The organism is Pantoea sp. SGAir0175, assembly GCF_043547855.1.
In genome coordinates, this window is record NZ_CP028081.1 from 157,029 (window position 1) to 173,985 (window position 16,957).

Below are 16,957 nucleotides of genomic sequence, written 5' to 3' on the forward strand. Positions count from 1 at the left end.
TGGAAGGAATCAGCCGGGCGGATGCAGGCGGAAGTGCTCGGCCAGAAAGTCGATCAGCAGGCGGGTTTTCTGCGCCAGATGGCGCGCGGGCGGATACAGAGCAAACAGGCCCATGGCTGGCGGCGCAAAGTCCTCCAGCAGCGTGACGATTTCGCCCCGCTGCAGCGCCGGTGCAGCGATAAAACCGGGCAGACGCGCAATGCCGAGGCCGGCCAGCGCCGCCTGCAGGCAGGCTTCGGTGTTGGAGAAGCACAGGCGGCCGCGAATCGGCATGCTGACGCTGTCGCCACACGGCGTAACGAACGGCCAGTGCCAGGGATCGCGAAAGTTGGTGTCGCTGATGCACTGATGCGTCGCCAGATCGCGCCAGTGCTGCGGCGTGCCGTGCTGCAGCAGATAGCCGGGCGCGGCGGCGAGGCGAATCGGCACCTCGCCCAGACGGCGCGCAATCAGGCTGCTGTCGTCCAGCTTGCCGATGCGGATCGCCATATCGAAGCCTTCATCGACGATATTCACGGCGCGGTCGGAGAAGTTGACGTCCAGCTCAATCAGCGGATAGTGACGCGCGAACGCCACCAGCACGCTGGCCAGCACCGCGGTGCCGAAGGTGCCGGGTGCGCTAATCTTCAGGCGGCCGGTGGGCGAGCGGGCATTCTCCTGCACCGTGGCATCCAGCGCGTCGAACGCCTCCAGCAGGGTTTTCACCCGCTCGTAATAGGCGCGGCCGATCTCGGTGGGCGACAGTGCCCGTGTGCTGCGCTTGAACAGCTGCACGCCAAGCTGCTGCTCCAGACGCGACACCAGCTTTGACGCCTGGCCGCTGCTGGTGCCGAGCCGGGCGGCGGCACCGGCAAAGCTGCCGACTTCGAGTACGGCGACAAACATGCGATCACAATCAAGACGATCCATGGCATTTCCTGCAAGGAAAAGGGTGAGTATACACAGGCGAAGTGAAAAATCGTGGCACGGGCCGCGACAGCAATGTGCGCAGCATGGCGCAACGACCCGCTTTACATTCAGTGCGCCGCACCTTTCGCACAGCGGCAAAACCTGCTGAACTAGGCGTTCGCCTTAAGCTGGCCGGGAGCCACCAATGCCTTTGCTTCACCTGTCATCGCTGGCGGAGATCACCGCTGCCGAATGGGATGCGCTGTTACCTGACAATCAACCTTTTTTGCGTCACGCCTTCCTGCTCGCGCTGGAAGAGAGTGGCAGCGTGCGCGCGGAAAACGGCTGGCAGCCGGAACATCTGCTGTGGCGCGAAGACGGCAGGCTGCGGGCAGCGCTGCCGGGCTACCGTAAACGCAATTCGTGGGGCGAATATGTGTTCGATCACGCGTGGGCCGATGCCTGCCAGCGTGCCGGTATTCCTTATTACCCCAAATGGCTCGGCGCCATTCCGTTCAGCCCGGTGACCGGTGCGCGGCTGCTGGGTGACGAGGCGGCTATCATCCCGATGCTGGAAGCGCTGCCCGATGCGTTGCAGCGGCACGGCTTAAGCGGGGCGCATATCAACTTCACCACGCCGCACGCCAACGCGCTGCTGGCAACCCAGCCGGACTGGCTGGCGCGTCTCGGCGTGCAGTATCACTGGCACAATCGCGGTTACCGCGATTTTCACGACTTTCTCGACACGCTGATGTCGCGCAAACGCAAGCAGCTACGCAAAGAGCGCGAACAGTTGGCCAGCAGCGGCTTTGCGTTTAACTGGTATCGCGGCGATGAGCTGCGTGAAGATCAGTGGGATTTTGTGTATACCTGCTACGCCAACACCTACGCGGTGCGCGGCCAGCGACCTTATCTGACGCGCTCCTTCTTCAGCCTGCTGGCGGAGCGGATGCCGCAGGCGATTCGCGTGGTGATCGCCACGCTACAGCAGCAGCCCGCCGCCATGGCCTTCTGTCTGGTGGATGACGACACGCTGTATGGCCGCTACTGGGGCTGTCTGGCGGAGTTTGACCGGCTGCACTTCGAGACCTGTTTCTACCAGGGCATGGATTTCGCCATCGCTGAAGGGCTGCAGCGCTTTGATGCCGGTGCGCAGGGCGAGCACAAGCTGGTGCGCGGCTTTGAACCGCAACTCACCCATTCCTGGCACTATCTGTGCCATCCGGGGCTGCGTGATGCGGTCGGGGATTTTCTGCACCAGGAGCGGGCAGGGGTGCGCGCCTGGGCACAGGAAGCGCGCGACGCCCTGCCTTACCGGCGCGGCGATTAATCGACGCCGACAAATCCGCCGGTCTGATGCTGCCACAGGCGCGCGTACAGCCCGCCGTGCGCCAGCAGTTCGCGATGGTTACCCATCTCAACAATGCCGCCATTTTCCAGCACCACCAGCCGGTCCATTTTCGCGATGGTCGACAGGCGATGGGCGATGGCGATCACCGTTTTGCCCTGCATCAGCGTCTCCAGGCTCTCCTGAATCGCCGCTTCCACTTCAGAGTCGAGCGCCGACGTGGCTTCATCCATGATCAGAACCGGCGCATCTTTCAGCAGCACGCGGGCGATGGCAATACGCTGGCGCTGGCCGCCAGAGAGTTTGACGCCGCGCTCGCCGACGTGCGCATCCAGCCCGGTACGGCCCTGCGGATCGGAGAGCAGCGGGATAAATTCGTCGGCGCGGGCGCGCACAATCGCCGCCTGCAGTTCGGCTTCGCTGGCATCCGGGCGACCGTACAGCAGGTTTTCGCGAATCGAGCGGTGCAGCAGCGACGTATCCTGGGTGATCATGCCAATCTGACTGCGCAGGCTCGCCTGCGTGACCTGCGCGATGTCCTGATCGTCAATCAGAATGCGCCCGCCGTTGATGTCATACAGCCGCAGCAGCAGGTTCACGAGGGTCGATTTACCGGCGCCGGACGGGCCAATCAGACCGATTTTCTCGCCAGGCTTGATGTTGAGATTCAGGCGGTTAATCACCTGGCGGCCGCCGCCATAGTCAAAACGCACATCCTCAAAGCGGATCTGGCCGCGCGTCACCTGCAGCTTTTTCGCCTGCGGCGCATCCTGCACGCTGAGCGGTTGCGCAATGGTATTCAGGCCATCCTGCACCATGCCGATGTTTTCGAAGATGCCGTTCACCACCCACATGATCCAGCCGGACATGTTCACCAGGCGAATCACCAGCCCGGTGGCCAGCGCGATGGCGCCAACGCTGATCAGCGACTGGCTCCACAGCCACAGCGCGAGGCCGGAAGTGCTGACAATCAGCAGGCCATTGAGCGTCGACAGCGTGATATCCATGCTGGTCACCATGCGGCTGGCATGCTGGGTTTTGTCGGTCTGCTCCTGAATGGCGTCGCGCGCGTAGCGTTTTTCCAGATCGTTATGGGCAAACAGTTTCAGGGTAGCGATGTTGGTGTAACCGTCAACGATGGTGCCCATCAGCTTCGAGCGCGCCTCGGATGACACCACCGAGCGCTGCTTGACGCGCGGCACAAAGAAGCGCAGCGACAGACTGTACGCCACAATCCAGACGATCAGCGGAATCATCAGCCGCCAGTCGGCTTCCGCGAACAGCACCAGTGAGGTCACGGCGTAAATCACCACGTGCCAGATCGCATCCACCAGCTGGACCGCCGAGTCACGCAGCGAGTTACCGGTTTGCATGATGCGCTGAGCAATACGGCCGGCAAAATCATTCTGGAAGAAATTGAGGCTCTGCCGCAGCACATAGTTATGATGCTGCCAGCGGATCATGCTGGTCATGCTGGGGTTAATGCTTTGATGCACCAGCATATCGTGCAGCGCGATCACCACCGGTCGCAGAATCAGCGCCACCGCCGCCATCCACAGCAGAATCGGCCAGTTATCGCTGAACAGCGTAGCGGGCGTGGTGTGATTGACCAGATCGATAATACGGCTGAGGTAGCTAAACAGCGCCACTTCGATCAGCGCCTGTGCCAGTCCGACAATCAGCAGCGCGACAAAACTCGGCCACACCTGACGCAGATAATAGAGGTAAAACGGCCACACGCTGGCGGGTGGGGAATCGGTGGGGGCATCCTGAAAAATATTGATAAAACGTTCAAAACGACGATACAACATAAGGCCACTCTTTCCGATCGGTGAGAGTTAACAGCTTAGTGCAACTGAACAGGGATTATCGACATGGATTTGCAGATTCGCGGACGTGAACCGGGCGATGCCGCCGCCTATCAACGTTTATACAGTCATCCCGAGGTGTATCGCTGGACCACGCAGCTGCCGTTTCCCAGCGTCGCCACCTGGCAGAAAAAATTCGAGCGGATGGACAGCGAAGGCTTCATCGGTTTTGTGGCGGAGATCGACGGGCAGATGGTGGGCGAGCTGACGCTGTTTACCGAACAGCGGCCGCGTACGCGTCACAGCATCAGTTTTGGTATTGGCGTCGATCCGGCGTTTAGCGGTCGTGGCATCGGCGAGCGGCTGATCCGCACGGGTATCGACTATGCCTTTAACTGGCTGGGCGTGATTCGCGTTGAGCTGGAAGTGTTTCACGACAACCAGCGCGCGCTGCGTCTGTATCAGCGCCTGGGCTTTGAGCAGGAAGGCGTGAAGCGCAAAGCCTGCCTGCGCGAGGGCGAGTACCACGACATTATCGTCATGGCGATACTGCGCGAGTGATGGTTGCGTCGGCCTGCACCAGGGCGCCCGGTAACCAGGTCGCCATAAATGGCGCCCCTACAGTGTTCACAGAATATCTGTAGGGTGCGCATTCATGCGCACCAGGCAATCCAGGTCGCCATAAATGACGCCCCTACAGTGCTCACAGAATATCTGTAGGGTGCGCATTGATGCGCACCAGGCAGCTCAGCTCGCCACAATCGCGCCCCCGCAGTGTCCGTCGGCTACTGGCTGCGCTCGACGTATTTTTGCATATTTTCTTTGGTCACCAGCTCGAACGGGATCCACACGTGTGAAGCCACTTTCTCGCCTTTAATCAGCTTCTGCGCCACGTCTACCGAGGTTTTGCCCTGACCGATGGCGTCCTGAAACACCGTCACCTGCATCTTGTCCTGCGCCAGAGCCTTCAGGCCGTCCGGCGTGGCGTCGATGCCGCCCACCAGAATCTTTTTATTGCTCTTTGCCAGCGCCATTGCCGCACCAATCGCCATCTCATCGTTATTGGCCGTGACGATATCGATCGCTTCACCGTTGCCAATCCAGTTGAGCATCAGGTCCATGCCTTCGTTGCGCGCATAGTTTGCTGGCTGCTTCTGTACCACTTTCATGCCTGGGTATTTCGCCACCACCTGCTCGACATCTTTGGTGCGCTGCAGCGCGCCGGCATCGGTCAGGTTGCCGATCATGATCGCCACGTTACCTTTATAATTCGCCAGTTTAGCCAGCGCCTCCATTTGCAGCGTGCCGGATTCGCGTTCGTCCGAACCAACAAACACTACGCCGGGCGGCAGGGTTTTATCGCCTGGCGTGCGGTTGACGTACACCAGCGGTATTTTCGCCTGCTGTGCCAGTCGGGTTAGCTGTGGTGTGCTGGCGGAATCCACCGGATCGACGATGATGGCATCCACGCCGGCGCTGATAAAACTCTGTACCTGGTCGGTCTGGCGGCCGACATCGCCGCGCGCATCTTCAAACTGGGCATCCAGCCCGCGCGCTTTGGCTTCTTTATCAATGGCATGACGAATAATGGTTAGGAAGTTCTGGTCAAAATAGGCCATCGACACGCCAATCTTCTCCGCCAGCGCGGAGGCCGAACTGGTCAGCAGGCCAAGTAACAGTATCGCCTTGAGGGTTTTCATCGCAGACTCCAGAGTAAGCTGTTTATTAGAATAAATTTTTCATTGGTGTTGAAAATGGCTCAATGAAATCATTTTCAGCCTACGAGCCGGCAGCAGAGCTGGCAATCTGCTGCGTGGTAATTTGCTGTGCAGCGCACAATTTGCCCGACGCGCATGGATGCTTTGCCTGCTCATAGTGATCGCGCAAACTCTTTTCTCAGCGCTGGCGCACATTCCGCGGCGAAAGCCAGCACGGATTAAAAATTTTGTGCGCTACCGCACCTGGCTTTGTGTCAGCGACCAAAACCCGCGCCGTTTCGCCGCGCGGATTCCTTCATTCGCACAATGACCAGAGCAACACTGGCTTCCTATAGTTGCTGAACAGGGAAATCTGCGCGGTATTCCTGACCATCATCGCTTCGGGGCAGGATGCTCCTCCATCAAGGAATTCAGCCTATGTTGCAACGCAAAAACCGCAGCCAGAACAGCCATGTGCGTATCTGGATCCTTTGCCTGATTCTGTTCCTGTCAGTGGTCGCTTATGCCGATCGCTCGATCCTGTCGATCTCCGGCTCGGCGATCAAACAGGAGTTTGGCCTGTCGGCGATCCAGCTCGGCCTGATCCTTTCGGCCTTCAGCTGGGCGTATGTCATCGGCCAGATCCCCGGCGGATTGATTCTCGATCGCTTCGGCACCAAAAAGGTCTACGGCGTGACGCTGGCGCTGTGGTCGGTTTCGACCCTGCTGATGGGATTTGTCGGTGAGTTTTCCAGTGGCATGACCATGGCGCTGACGCTGATGTTTGCGCTGCGCTTCGCGCTGGGCCTGATTGAGGCACCGAGCTTTCCCGCTAACGCCCGCGCAGTCATCATGTGGTTCCCGGGCGCAGAGCGCGGACGCGCATCGTCGCTGTTTGCCTCGGCACAATACTTTGCCGTGGCGATATTCTCACCGCTCTCCGGCTGGCTGGTGTCGCGTTATGGCTGGGAATGGCCATTCTTTGTGCTCGGCGGCATCGGCGTGTTGGCGGTGTTTGTCTGGGCGGGCTATATGCGCAGCCCGCGTCAGCATCCGCACGTTTCCGCCAGCGAGTTGCATTACATTGAACAGGGCGGCGCGCTGGTGGATATCGACGCCGCGCAAACGCTGCGGGCGCGGCCACCGGTCAGCAAAGCGATGTTCAAAACATTGCTCACCAACCGCATGCTGTGGTGCGCCTACCTCGGCCAGTATTGCACCATCGCGCTTAGCTACTTCTTCATTACCTGGTTCCCGATCTATCTGGTGCAGGCGCGCGGCATGAACATTCTGGATGCCGGTTTCGCCACCATTGCACCGGCGCTGTTTGGCTTTCTGGGCGGCATCAGCGGTGGCTATATCTCAGATATGCTGCTGGCGTGCGGCTGGAGCCTGTCGTGGGCGCGCAAAACGCCGTACATCATTGGCATGCTGATGGCCGCCTCGCTGATTCTGGCTGCGGTGATCCCTTCCAACGCCGGCATTATCGCCATCATGTCGTTTGCCTTCTTCGGCAAAGGCGTGGCGGCGGGCGCGGGCACCTGGACCGTGGTCAGCGATACGGCGCCCAAAGAAGCTGTTGGCCTCGCCGGCGCGATCTTCAACGGCATCGGCAACATGGCGGGCTTTATCACGCCGCTGTTGTTTGGCGTGATCGTTGGCCTGACCGGCAGCTACAGCATTGGCCTGGTGTTCGTCGGCGCGCACTGTGTCGTCGCGGCGCTGCTGTTCCTGCTGGTGATGGGCCCGATTGAACGCGTAGGCGATCGGTCTGAGGTTGCCGATCTGGAATCCCGATCGGAAATAAACTATGATGTTAAAAAGTGCACTTGAGCACTGTGCATGAGTGCACTATTTTACCTGCTGGTTCGTAAGACAGGCAGGGAAGCAGGATGGGTTCAATCAGGGCGTTTCGTCAGGCCTGGCTGGCACAATTTTATACCCATGGGACACCGCATGCGCAGATTCCGCGTGCGATTGAATCCGCGCTGGCGCGTAAGCTGGATATCATTCATGCCGCCACTTCGCATCAGGATCTGCGTTCGCCGCCGGGTAACCGTTTTGAAGCGTTGAAGCCGCCGCTGCTGGGTTACTATTCGATTCGGGTTAACGCGCAGTATCGGCTAATTTTCCAGTGGGCAAAAGGCGAAGCCTGGGATCTGTATCTGGATCCGCACCGCTACAAAAAATAGCGCTAACGATCCCTTCTGGCCCGCTACCCGTACCAAAGAGAGCACCTTATGAAACAAGCAATGCGCAAACCCACCAGCGTGGGGGACGTCCTGCAGTATGAATTTCTCGAACCGCTCAACCTCAAAGTGAATGATCTGGCGGAGATGCTGAATGTGCATCGCAACACCGTCAGCGCGCTGGTGAATAACAACCGTAAACTCAGCACTGAGATGGCCTACCGGCTGGCACGGGTTTTCGCCACCTCGATTGAATTCTGGCTTAACCTGCAGCGTCATCTCGATCAGTGGGAAGTGGAAAATGACGCCAGAACGCAGGAGGAGTTAAGCCGTGTCATGACGCTGAGTGCCTTTTTAGCCCAGCGCGGCACGCAGGTTGCCTGAACCTGACCCGACCAGTCACGCCGCCCTGAAGATTTTTTGCTCAGCTGCCGATATCACTCCTTACCATCCACTGATATTAAGGAGCGATATCGTGATAAAGCTGATTACCGTTGACGAGCTGCGGCCAGGCATGTTTATCCACAAGCTTGAGGTCTGGTGGATCAAGGACAAACGCATTCGCAACCAGATGCTGATCACCGATAAGCGTCAGATCGCCCTGATCCGTAACGAGGGGATCCAGCAGGTATGGATCGATCCCGAGCGGTCGGTGCGCGCGCCTGCCACGCCGCAGCCGAAAAAAGACATTCCGCAGACGCCGTTTTTCCGCGAGATGGATCAGGCGCAGTGCATCTTCAACCAGGGCAAGCCGCAGGTGCTGGCGATGTTCAACGAAGCGCGCATGGGGCAGGGCCTCGATCTTGCCTTTACCCTTGAGCTGGTCGATGAAATTGCCGGATCGATTACCCGCGAGCCAACCGCGCTGCTCAGCGTGGCGCGGCTGAAAAATCATGACGATTACACTTACCTGCACTCCATGGCGGTGTGCGGTCTGATGATTTCGCTGGGCAAGAAAATGGGGCTGGATGAGCAGCAGCTGCGTCGCGTGGGCATGGGCGGATTGCTGCATGACGTCGGTAAAGCCGCGGTGCCGCTGACCATCCTCAACAAGCCGGATAAGCTCACCGACGAAGAGTTTACGATTATGCGCCAGCATCCAATCGTCGGTGCGCAAATGCTGATGGAAGCCCATGCGGATGAAGATTTGCTGGATATTGCGCTGCATCACCATGAAAAATTCGATGGCAGCGGCTATCCGCATCGGCTGCAGGGCGAAGAGATCTCGCTCTACGCACGCATGGCGGCGGTGTGTGACGTCTACGACGCGGTGACCTCCGATCGCCCGTATCGCAAAGGCTGGACGCCGGCTGAGGCGATGCACAATATGCTGAGCTGGCGCGGCCACTTTGACAGTGCGCTGCTGCACGCGTTTGTGCGCACCATCGGTATTTATCCGGTGGGCTCGCTGGTACGGCTGGCTTCCGGGCGCGTGGCGCTGGTGGTGCAGGCCGGGGAAAAATCGCTGCTGAAGCCCAAAGTGCATGTGTTCTGGTCGCTGCATTCGCAGCGCGAGGTCAAACCGGAAGCGCTGGACCTCGGCGACAGCTTCTGCACCGATACCATCACCGGCGCTGAGGACAGCGGCTTGTGGCACAACGTTGACCTGAACCGCATCTGGGCGCTGGAAAGCGCCTGATCTGCCCGCGTTTTTATACTTTCTTTACGCCCGCTCTGCGCCTTTTTACCCCTTCTTTATGCCGCGCCGCGCATGCTTGCTGCACTACCAAATCCTCTGGAGGTTGCTGTGAGTGTGGGCGTGATAGCCGGCATCGTGCTGGTATTTTTATTACTGGGCTACCTGATTTATGCCCTGCTTAATGCGGAGGCATTCTGATGGCGGCGAATGCGTTTTTACTGATTGCGTGCTATCTGCTGGTGCTGATGGTGCTGGCGCAGCCGCTGGGCCGCTTGCTGGCGCTGATGGTGGCGGATAAACCCCTGCTGGCGCGCAGCGAACGCGTGCTGTGGCGTCTGGCCGGCGTTGATGGCGCGGCGATGCGCTGGCCGCACTATCTGCTGGCCATCCTGCTGTTTAACGCGCTCGGCTTTGTGCTGCTGCTGGCGATGCTGATGGGGCAAGGCGCGCTGCCGCTCAATCCTCAGCATCTGCCTGGCCTGAGCTGGGATCTGGCGCTCAATACGGCGATCAGCTTTGTCACCAACACCAACTGGCAGGCGTACGCGGGCGAGAGCACGCTGAGTTACTTCAGCCAGATGGCGGGCTTAACGGTGCAAAACTTCCTTTCGGCGGCAACCGGTATTGCGGTGGCGTTTGCGCTGATGCGCGGTTTTGCTAACCGTTCGCTGGAAACGCTCGGCAATGCCTGGCGCGACCTGACGCGCATCACCGTCTACGTGCTGCTGCCGATTAGCCTGCTGATGGCACTGTTTTTTGTCAGCCAGGGCAGCATTCAGAACTTTGAACCCTATCATGCCTTCACCACGCTGGAAGGCGCGCAGCAAACGCTGCCGCTCGGGCCGGTAGCCTCGCAGGAAGCGATCAAAATGCTCGGCACCAACGGCGGCGGTTTCTTTAACGCCAACTCGGCGCATCCGTTCGAAAACCCGACGGCACTGACCAACTTTGTGCAGATGCTGAGCATCTTCCTGATCCCGGCCGCGCTGTGCTTTGCCTTTGGTCAGCAGCTGGGCGATCGCCGTCAGGGCCATATGCTGCTGTGGGCCATGAGCATCATGTTTGTGCTGGCGGTGGTCGCGGTGATGTGGGCTGAGCTGCGCGGCAATCCGCACTTTCTGACCCTGGGGTCCGATAGCGCGATCAACATGGAAGGCAAGGAGACACGCTTTGGCATTCTCAACTCCAGCCTGTTTGCGGTGATCACCACTGCGGCGTCGTGCGGCGCGGTAAATGCCATGCATGACTCCTTCACTGCGCTGGGCGGCATGGTGCCGATGTGGCTGATGCAGCTGGGCGAAGTGGTGTTCGGCGGCGTCGGTGCCGGCTTGTACGGCATGCTGCTGTTCGTGCTGCTCGGGGTGTTTATCGCCGGTCTGATGATTGGCCGTACGCCGGAGTACATGGGCAAAAAGATCGATGTCTGGGAGATGAAAATGACCGCGCTGGCGATTCTGGTGACGCCGACGCTGGTGCTGCTGGGTACTGCGCTGGCGATGATGACCGAAGCCGGACGCGCCGGTATGGCCAACCCCGGCATTCACGGCTTCAGTGAGGTGCTGTATGCGGTATCGTCGGCGGCCAACAACAACGGCAGCGCCTTCGCCGGTCTCAGCGCCAACACCCCGTTCTGGAACCTGCTGCTGGGCTTCTGCATGCTGGTCGGCCGCTTCGGCATCATCATTCCGGTGCTGGCCATTGCCGGTTCGCTGGCGGCGAAGAAAATTCAGCCGGTGGGCAACGGCACGCTGCCGACTCACGGCCCGCTGTTTATCGCACTGCTGGTGGGCACCGTGCTGCTGGTGGGTGCGCTGACCTTCGTTCCCGCGCTGGCGCTTGGCCCGGTGGCGGAACATCTGCAACTTATTCAGGGATAACGGAATCATGAGTCGTCAACAACTGGCGCTGTTTGATGCGGCGCTGACGCGCACCGCGATGCTGGATGCGGTGAAAAAACTCGATCCGCGCGTACAGTTTCGCAACCCGGTGATGTTTCTGGTGTGGATCGGCAGCGTGCTCACCTCGCTGCTGGCCATCGGTATGGCGGCGGGGCAGCTGAACGGCAGCGCCGGCTTTACCGCGGCGGTCGCCATCTGGCTGTGGTTTACCGTGCTGTTCGCTAACTTCGCCGAAGCGCTGGCGGAAGGGCGCAGCAAGGCGCAGGCCAACAGTCTGAAAGGGGTGAACAAGCACAGCGATGCGAAGAAACTGGCGGAACCGTTTCACGGTGCGCAGTGGCGGCCGGTGGCGGCCGATACGCTGCGCAAAGGCGATGTGGTGCTGGTGGAAGCCGGGGACATCATCCCGTGCGACGGTGAAGTGCTGGAGGGCGGCGCATCGGTCGATGAGAGCGCCATTACCGGCGAATCGGCACCGGTGATTCGTGAATCCGGCGGGGATTTTGCCTCGGTAACCGGCGGGACGCGCATCCTGTCGGACTGGCTGGTGATTCAGTGCAGCGTCAATCCGGGCGAGACTTTCCTCGACCGCATGATCGCCATGGTGGAAGGCGCGAAACGCCGCAAAACGCCCAACGAAATCGCCCTGACCATCCTGCTGGTGTCGCTGACCATTGTGTTCCTGCTGGCGACCGCCACGCTGTGGCCGTTTTCCGCCTGGGGCGGCACGCCGGTTAGCGTGACGGTGCTGGTGGCGCTGCTGGTGTGCCTGATTCCCACCACTATCGGCGGACTACTGTCGGCGATTGGCGTGGCGGGCATGAGCCGCATGCTGGGAGCCAACGTGATTGCCACCAGCGGTCGCGCCGTGGAGGCCGCCGGTGACGTCGATGTGCTGATGCTGGACAAAACCGGCACCATCACGCTCGGTAACCGCCAGGCGACGCAGTTCCTGCCCGCGCCGGGCGTCAGCGAGCAGCAGCTGGCCGACGCGGCGCAGCTGGCATCGCTGGCCGATGAGACGCCGGAAGGGCGCAGCATTGTGGTGCTGGCGAAGCAGAAATTTAACCTGCGCGAACGCGATCTCAGCAGCATGGGCGCCAGCTTTATCCCGTTCTCCGCGCAGACGCGCATGAGCGGCGTCAACGTGCAGGATCGCCTGATCCGCAAAGGCGCGGTCGACGCGGTACGTCGTCATATCGAAGCCAGCCACGGCAGCTTCCCGGCTGAGGTTAATGCCCGGGTGGAAGAGGTGGCGCGCGCCGGCGGTACGCCGCTGGTGGTGGCCGAAGGCGCGCAGGTGCTGGGCGTGGTGGCGTTAAAGGACATCGTTAAAGGCGGCATTAAGGAGCGTTTCGCCGAGCTGCGCAAGATGGGCATCAAAACGGTGATGATCACCGGTGATAACCCGTTAACCGCCGCGGCGATTGCGGCGGAAGCCGGTGTCGATGACTTCCTGTCGGAAGCGACGCCGGAAGCCAAGCTGGCGCTGATTCGTCAGTATCAGGCGGAAGGGCGCCTGGTGGCAATGACCGGCGACGGCACCAACGATGCGCCCGCGCTGGCGCAGGCCGACGTGGCGGTGGCGATGAACTCCGGTACCCAGGCGGCGAAAGAGGCGGGCAACATGGTCGATCTTGACTCCAACCCGACCAAACTGCTGGAAGTGGTGCACATCGGCAAACAGATGCTGATGACGCGCGGTTCGCTTACCACCTTCAGTATCGCCAACGATGTGGCGAAATACTTCGCCATCATCCCGGCGGCGTTTGCCGTGACCTATCCGCAGCTCAATATGCTGAACGTGATGGCGCTGCATTCACCGGCCTCGGCGATTCTGTCGGCGGTGATCTTTAACGCGCTGGTAATTGTGTTTTTGATTCCGCTGGCGCTGAAAGGCGTGAGCTATCGGCCGATGAGCGCGGCAGCGCTGCTGCGCCGCAATCTGTGGATTTATGGCGCAGGCGGTTTAGTGGTGCCGTTTATTGGCATTAAAGCGATCGACCTGCTGCTGACGCTGTCGGGCCTGGTGTAAGGAGAAGAGAAATGAGTCAGTTACGTCCGGCTATAGTATTGTTAATCCTGCTTACCCTGCTGACCGGCGCGGTCTATCCGCTGCTGACCACCGGCCTGGCGCAGTGGTGGTTTCCGTCGCAGGCCAACGGTTCGCTGATTGAGCGCGACGGCGCGGTGCGCGGCTCAGAGCAGATCGGTCAGGCGTTCAGCCAGCCGGGGCACTTCTGGGGCCGTCCATCGGCCACCAGCGACGTGCCGTACAACGCGCAGGCGTCAGGCGGCAGCAACCTTGCCGCCAGTAATCCGGCGCTGGATAAAGCGGTGGCGGAGCGGGTCGCTGCGCTGCGCGCTGCCAACCCGCAGGCGCCGGCAGCGGTGCCGGTGGAGCTGGTAACCGCTTCAGGCAGCGGCCTGGATCCGGATATCTCCCCTGAAGCGGCGCTGTGGCAGGCACCGCGCGTTGCGGCAGCGCGCAACATGACGCTGAAAGACGTTGAGGCGCTGATTGCGCGCAACACCGAGCGCCCGCTGCTGCCGTTTATCGGCGAAGAAACGGTGAACGTGCTGCGGCTGAATATGGCGCTGGATGATTTGCAGGGATGAGGTGAATTCGGTGCGCATGAATGCGCACCCTACAACGTAGGGTCGCCATTTATGGCGACCGTTTCGATATACGCACCACAGCGTAACGCCATTTATGGCGACCGTTTCGATGCACGCACCACAGCGTAACGCCATTCATGGCGACCGTTTCATTGTTCGTACGGAACTCAATATTTGAACGACATACACGACGAATTACCGCGCCCCGATCCCGATGCCCTGCTGCTCAATCACAGCGACAGCCATCGCGGTAAACTGAAAATCTACTTCGGCGCCTGTGCGGGCGTAGGGAAAACCTACGCCATGCTGCAGGAGGCGCAGCGCCTGCGGGCGCAGGGGCTGGACGTGCTGGCTGGCGTGGTCGAAACCCACGGCCGTGAAGAGACCGCCGCGCTGCTGCAGGGGCTGGCGGTGCTGGCGCGGCGCGCCACCGGTCGGTCGCGCCATGCGGAATTCGACCTCGACGCCGCGCTGGCGCGCCATCCGGCGGTGATCCTGATGGATGAACTGGCGCACACCAACGTGCAGGGCTCGCGCCATCCCAAGCGCTGGCAGGACATTGAAGAGCTGCTGGATGCCGGTATCGACGTGATTACCACCGTCAACGTGCAGCATCTGGAGAGCCTGAATGACGTGGTGGGCGGCGTCACCGGCATTCAGGTGCGCGAAACCGTACCCGATCCCTTTTTCGACAGCGCCGACGAAGTGGTGCTGGTGGATCTGCCGCCGGACGATCTGCGTCAGCGGCTGAAAGAGGGCAAAGTGTACGTCGGCGACCGCGCCGAGCGCGCCATCGAAAATTTCTTCCGCAAAGGCAACCTGTTCGCGCTGCGTGAACTGGCGCTGCGCCGCACGGCCGACCGGGTAGACGATCAGATGCGCGCCTGGCGCGATCAGCAGGGGCGCGACAAAGTGTGGCACACGCGCGACGCGATTCTGCTGTGCATCGGTGACGACACCGGCAGTGAAAAGCTGGTACGCACCGCCGCCCGTCTTGCTGCCCGGCTCGGCAGCGAATGGCATGCGGTGTATGTGGAAACGCCGCGCCTCAACCGACTGCCGGAAGCGCAGAGGCGCGCCATTCTGCGCACGCTGCAGCTGGCGCAGGAGCTGGGCGCGGAAACCGCCACGCTGTCCGATCCGGACGAGGCGCGCGCGGTGCTGCGCTATGCGCGCGAGCACAATCTCGGCAAAATCGTCACCGGCCGCCAGCCGCAGCGGCGCTGGCGACGCGACAGCTTTGCCCAGCGTCTCGGCGAGCTGGGGCCGGAGCTCGACCTGCTGGTAGTGGCGCTGGATGAGCCGGTGCGCGATGTGCCAGCGGCCCTGAGCGGCCAGCGTGCCAGCGGTGAGAAATGGCGGCTGCACCTGCGCGGGTGTCTGATGGCGATCGCGCTCTGCGTGCTGGTGACGCTGATTGGCCGCTGGTGGCTGGTGGAGTTTGATACCGCCAACGCGGTGATGATCTATCTGCTGGCGGTGGTGCTGGTGGCGCTGCGCTTTGGCCGCTGGCCGTCGGTGTTCGCCACGGTAATCAATATTCTGGCCTTCGACCTGGTGTTTGTGGCCCCCACCGGCACGGTGGCGGTATCGGATCTGCAATATCTGGTGACCTTTGCGGTGATGCTGGCGGTCGGGGTGATTGTCGGCAATCTCACCGCCGGCGTGCGCTATCAGGCGCGGGTGGCGCGCTACCGTGAACAGCGCGCGCGCCATCTGTATGAGATGGCGAAATCGCTTGGCAGCGCGCTGACGCCGCAGGATATCGCTGCCACCAGCCAGCGCGTCATTGAGGTGACGCTGCAGGCGCGCAGCCAGCTGCTGCTGCCCGACGAACAGGGTGAGCTGCAGTCGGCGGGTGAAAGCACCATCGGGACGCCGCCCGACCTCGGAATCGCCAAATGGAGCTACAGCAAAGGGCAACCGGCCGGTGCCGGCACCGATACGTTACCGGCGGTGCCGTACCAGATTCTGCCGCTGAAAAGCGGGGCGCACTGCCGCGGCCTGCTGGTGGTTGAGCCGGACAACCTGCGCCAGCTGATGATTCCCGAACAGCAGCGGCTGGTGGAGACCTTTACGGTGCTGATTGCCAACGCGCTGGAACGCATGGCGCTGTCACACAGCGAAGCCGCGTCACGGCTGGCCGCCGAGCGTGAACAGCTGCGTAATGCGCTGCTGTCGGCGCTGTCGCACGACCTGCGCACGCCGCTGACGGTGCTGTTTGGCCAGGCCGAGATGCTGATGCTGGACCTCGCCAGCGAGCAGTCGAAATACGTCGGCCAGGCCAATCAGATCCGCGAACAGACGCTGAGCACCATCCGGCTGGTGAGTAACATGCTGGATATGGCGCGCATTCAGTCCGGCGGGCTCAACCTGCGCGAAGAGTGGGTGGCGCTGGACGAGGTGATTGGCGGCGCGCTAAGCAGCATGGGACCGTCGCTGAAAGGGCACGACTTTACGCTGGATTTACCGCCGGAGCTGGTGCTGATCAAAGGCGACAGCGCGATGCTGGAGCGGGTGTTTACTAACCTGATCGAAAACAGCCTGAAGTATGCCGGCAATGCCGCGCAGCACGGCATTCGCGCCTGGCGCGATAAAACCCGGCTGGAGATCGCTGTCTGGGATAACGGACCGGGCATTGCGCCGGAGAATCTGACGCGCATTTTTGACAAGTTTGCCCGCGGCGACAAGGAGTCGGCCGTGCCGGGCGTCGGGCTGGGGCTGGCCATCAGCAAAACCATTATTGAGTCACATCGCGGTCGCATCTGGGCGGAAAACCGGCCGCAGGGCGGGGCGGTGTTTCGCCTGTCGCTGCCGCTGCCAGTCGCGCCTGAAATTTCTGAAGAAGCACTGAAATAACTTCACATAAGT

General features: G+C 61.0%; 14 protein-coding genes. 11 read left to right on the forward strand and 3 right to left on the reverse strand.

Going from position 1 to position 16,957, the window contains the following annotated elements:
* Nucleotides 1-9 precede the first annotated feature (9 nt).
* Nucleotides 10-909 carry a LysR family transcriptional regulator gene (locus C1N56_RS00735; protein ID WP_058759361.1) on the reverse strand — a complete coding sequence of 300 codons (900 nt, stop codon included), beginning with the start codon at nt 907-909 and terminating at the stop codon, nt 10-12.
* A gap of 184 nt (nt 910-1,093) precedes the next feature.
* Between C1N56_RS00735 and C1N56_RS00740 the strand changes: the two genes are divergently transcribed.
* Nucleotides 1,094-2,218: a GNAT family N-acetyltransferase gene (locus C1N56_RS00740; RefSeq protein WP_104189764.1), complete on the forward strand. Its 1,125-nt coding sequence runs from the start codon at nt 1,094-1,096 to the stop codon at nt 2,216-2,218.
* Here the strand turns inward: C1N56_RS00740 and C1N56_RS00745 are convergent.
* Nucleotides 2,215-4,047 (reverse strand): ABC transporter ATP-binding protein, encoded by a 1,833-nt coding sequence (locus C1N56_RS00745; RefSeq protein WP_132466540.1) that lies wholly within the window; start codon nt 4,045-4,047, stop codon nt 2,215-2,217. The genes C1N56_RS00740 and C1N56_RS00745 overlap by 4 nt on opposite strands.
* Before the next feature lie 63 nt (nt 4,048-4,110).
* Between C1N56_RS00745 and C1N56_RS00750 the strand changes: the two genes are divergently transcribed.
* Nucleotides 4,111-4,605: a GNAT family N-acetyltransferase gene (locus tag C1N56_RS00750; RefSeq protein WP_394517005.1), complete on the forward strand. Its 495-nt coding sequence runs from the start codon at nt 4,111-4,113 to the stop codon at nt 4,603-4,605.
* 224 nt (nt 4,606-4,829) lie between these two features.
* Here the strand turns inward: C1N56_RS00750 and C1N56_RS00755 are convergent, their stop codons facing one another.
* On the reverse strand, nt 4,830-5,744 hold the full coding sequence (locus tag C1N56_RS00755; RefSeq protein ID WP_394517006.1) for a sugar ABC transporter substrate-binding protein: 915 nt from the start codon (nt 5,742-5,744) through the stop codon (nt 4,830-4,832).
* Between the two features lie 435 nt (nt 5,745-6,179).
* Between C1N56_RS00755 and C1N56_RS00760 the strand changes: the two genes are divergently transcribed.
* The 9 genes from C1N56_RS00760 (at nt 6,180) to kdpD (ending at nt 16,945) form a co-directional block, all read left to right on the forward strand.
* A complete protein-coding gene (locus C1N56_RS00760) occupies nt 6,180-7,574 on the forward strand; it encodes an MFS transporter (RefSeq protein ID WP_159378007.1) in 1,395 nt (464 codons plus the stop codon).
* 59 nt (nt 7,575-7,633) lie between these two features.
* A complete protein-coding gene (locus tag C1N56_RS00765) occupies nt 7,634-7,933 on the forward strand; it encodes a type II toxin-antitoxin system RelE/ParE family toxin (protein WP_059013049.1) in 300 nt (99 codons plus the stop codon).
* A 48-nt stretch (nt 7,934-7,981) separates the two neighbouring features.
* Complete coding sequence (locus C1N56_RS00770; RefSeq protein ID WP_058775157.1) at nt 7,982-8,314, forward strand: HigA family addiction module antitoxin; 333 nt, start codon at nt 7,982-7,984, stop codon at nt 8,312-8,314.
* Between the two features lie 91 nt (nt 8,315-8,405).
* A complete protein-coding gene (locus tag C1N56_RS00775; RefSeq protein WP_021507880.1) occupies nt 8,406-9,569 on the forward strand; it encodes an HD-GYP domain-containing protein in 1,164 nt (387 codons plus the stop codon).
* A 108-nt stretch (nt 9,570-9,677) separates the two neighbouring features.
* On the forward strand, nt 9,678-9,767 hold the full coding sequence (kdpF, locus tag C1N56_RS00780) for a K(+)-transporting ATPase subunit F (RefSeq protein ID WP_021507879.1): 90 nt from the start codon (nt 9,678-9,680) through the stop codon (nt 9,765-9,767).
* Nucleotides 9,767-11,446 (forward strand): potassium-transporting ATPase subunit KdpA, encoded by a 1,680-nt coding sequence (gene kdpA, locus C1N56_RS00785; RefSeq protein ID WP_394517007.1) that lies wholly within the window; start codon nt 9,767-9,769, stop codon nt 11,444-11,446. The genes kdpF and kdpA overlap by 1 nt, the downstream gene beginning before the upstream one ends.
* Before the next feature lie 7 nt (nt 11,447-11,453).
* Nucleotides 11,454-13,502 carry a potassium-transporting ATPase subunit KdpB gene (kdpB, locus tag C1N56_RS00790; protein WP_058759354.1) on the forward strand — a complete coding sequence of 683 codons (2,049 nt, stop codon included), beginning with the start codon at nt 11,454-11,456 and terminating at the stop codon, nt 13,500-13,502.
* 11 nt (nt 13,503-13,513) lie between these two features.
* The gene (gene kdpC, locus C1N56_RS00795; protein ID WP_150059619.1) at nt 13,514-14,086 is read left to right on the forward strand and encodes a potassium-transporting ATPase subunit KdpC; all 573 of its coding nucleotides are present in this window, start codon (nt 13,514-13,516) and stop codon (nt 14,084-14,086) included.
* Nucleotides 14,087-14,269: 183 nt separating this feature from the next.
* Nucleotides 14,270-16,945, forward strand: a complete 2,676-nt coding sequence (gene kdpD / locus C1N56_RS00800; RefSeq protein ID WP_264443564.1) for a two-component system sensor histidine kinase KdpD — start codon at nt 14,270-14,272, stop codon at nt 16,943-16,945.
* Nucleotides 16,946-16,957 lie beyond the last annotated feature (12 nt).

Coding starts and splice junctions, on each gene's coding strand:
- C1N56_RS00735 (WP_058759361.1), bottom strand. CDS start 909: ATGGATCGTCTTGATTGTGATCGCATGTTTGTCGCCGTACTCGAAGTC.
- C1N56_RS00740 (WP_104189764.1), top strand. CDS start 1,094: ATGCCTTTGCTTCACCTGTCATCGCTGGCGGAGATCACCGCTGCCGAA.
- C1N56_RS00745 (WP_132466540.1), bottom strand. CDS start 4,047: ATGTTGTATCGTCGTTTTGAACGTTTTATCAATATTTTTCAGGATGCC.
- C1N56_RS00750 (WP_394517005.1), top strand. CDS start 4,111: ATGGATTTGCAGATTCGCGGACGTGAACCGGGCGATGCCGCCGCCTAT.
- C1N56_RS00755 (WP_394517006.1), bottom strand. CDS start 5,744: ATGAAAACCCTCAAGGCGATACTGTTACTTGGCCTGCTGACCAGTTCG.
- C1N56_RS00760 (WP_159378007.1), top strand. CDS start 6,180: ATGTTGCAACGCAAAAACCGCAGCCAGAACAGCCATGTGCGTATCTGG.
- C1N56_RS00765 (WP_059013049.1), top strand. CDS start 7,634: ATGGGTTCAATCAGGGCGTTTCGTCAGGCCTGGCTGGCACAATTTTAT.
- C1N56_RS00770 (WP_058775157.1), top strand. CDS start 7,982: ATGAAACAAGCAATGCGCAAACCCACCAGCGTGGGGGACGTCCTGCAG.
- kdpA (WP_394517007.1), top strand. CDS start 9,767: ATGGCGGCGAATGCGTTTTTACTGATTGCGTGCTATCTGCTGGTGCTG.
- kdpB (WP_058759354.1), top strand. CDS start 11,454: ATGAGTCGTCAACAACTGGCGCTGTTTGATGCGGCGCTGACGCGCACC.
- kdpC (WP_150059619.1), top strand. CDS start 13,514: ATGAGTCAGTTACGTCCGGCTATAGTATTGTTAATCCTGCTTACCCTG.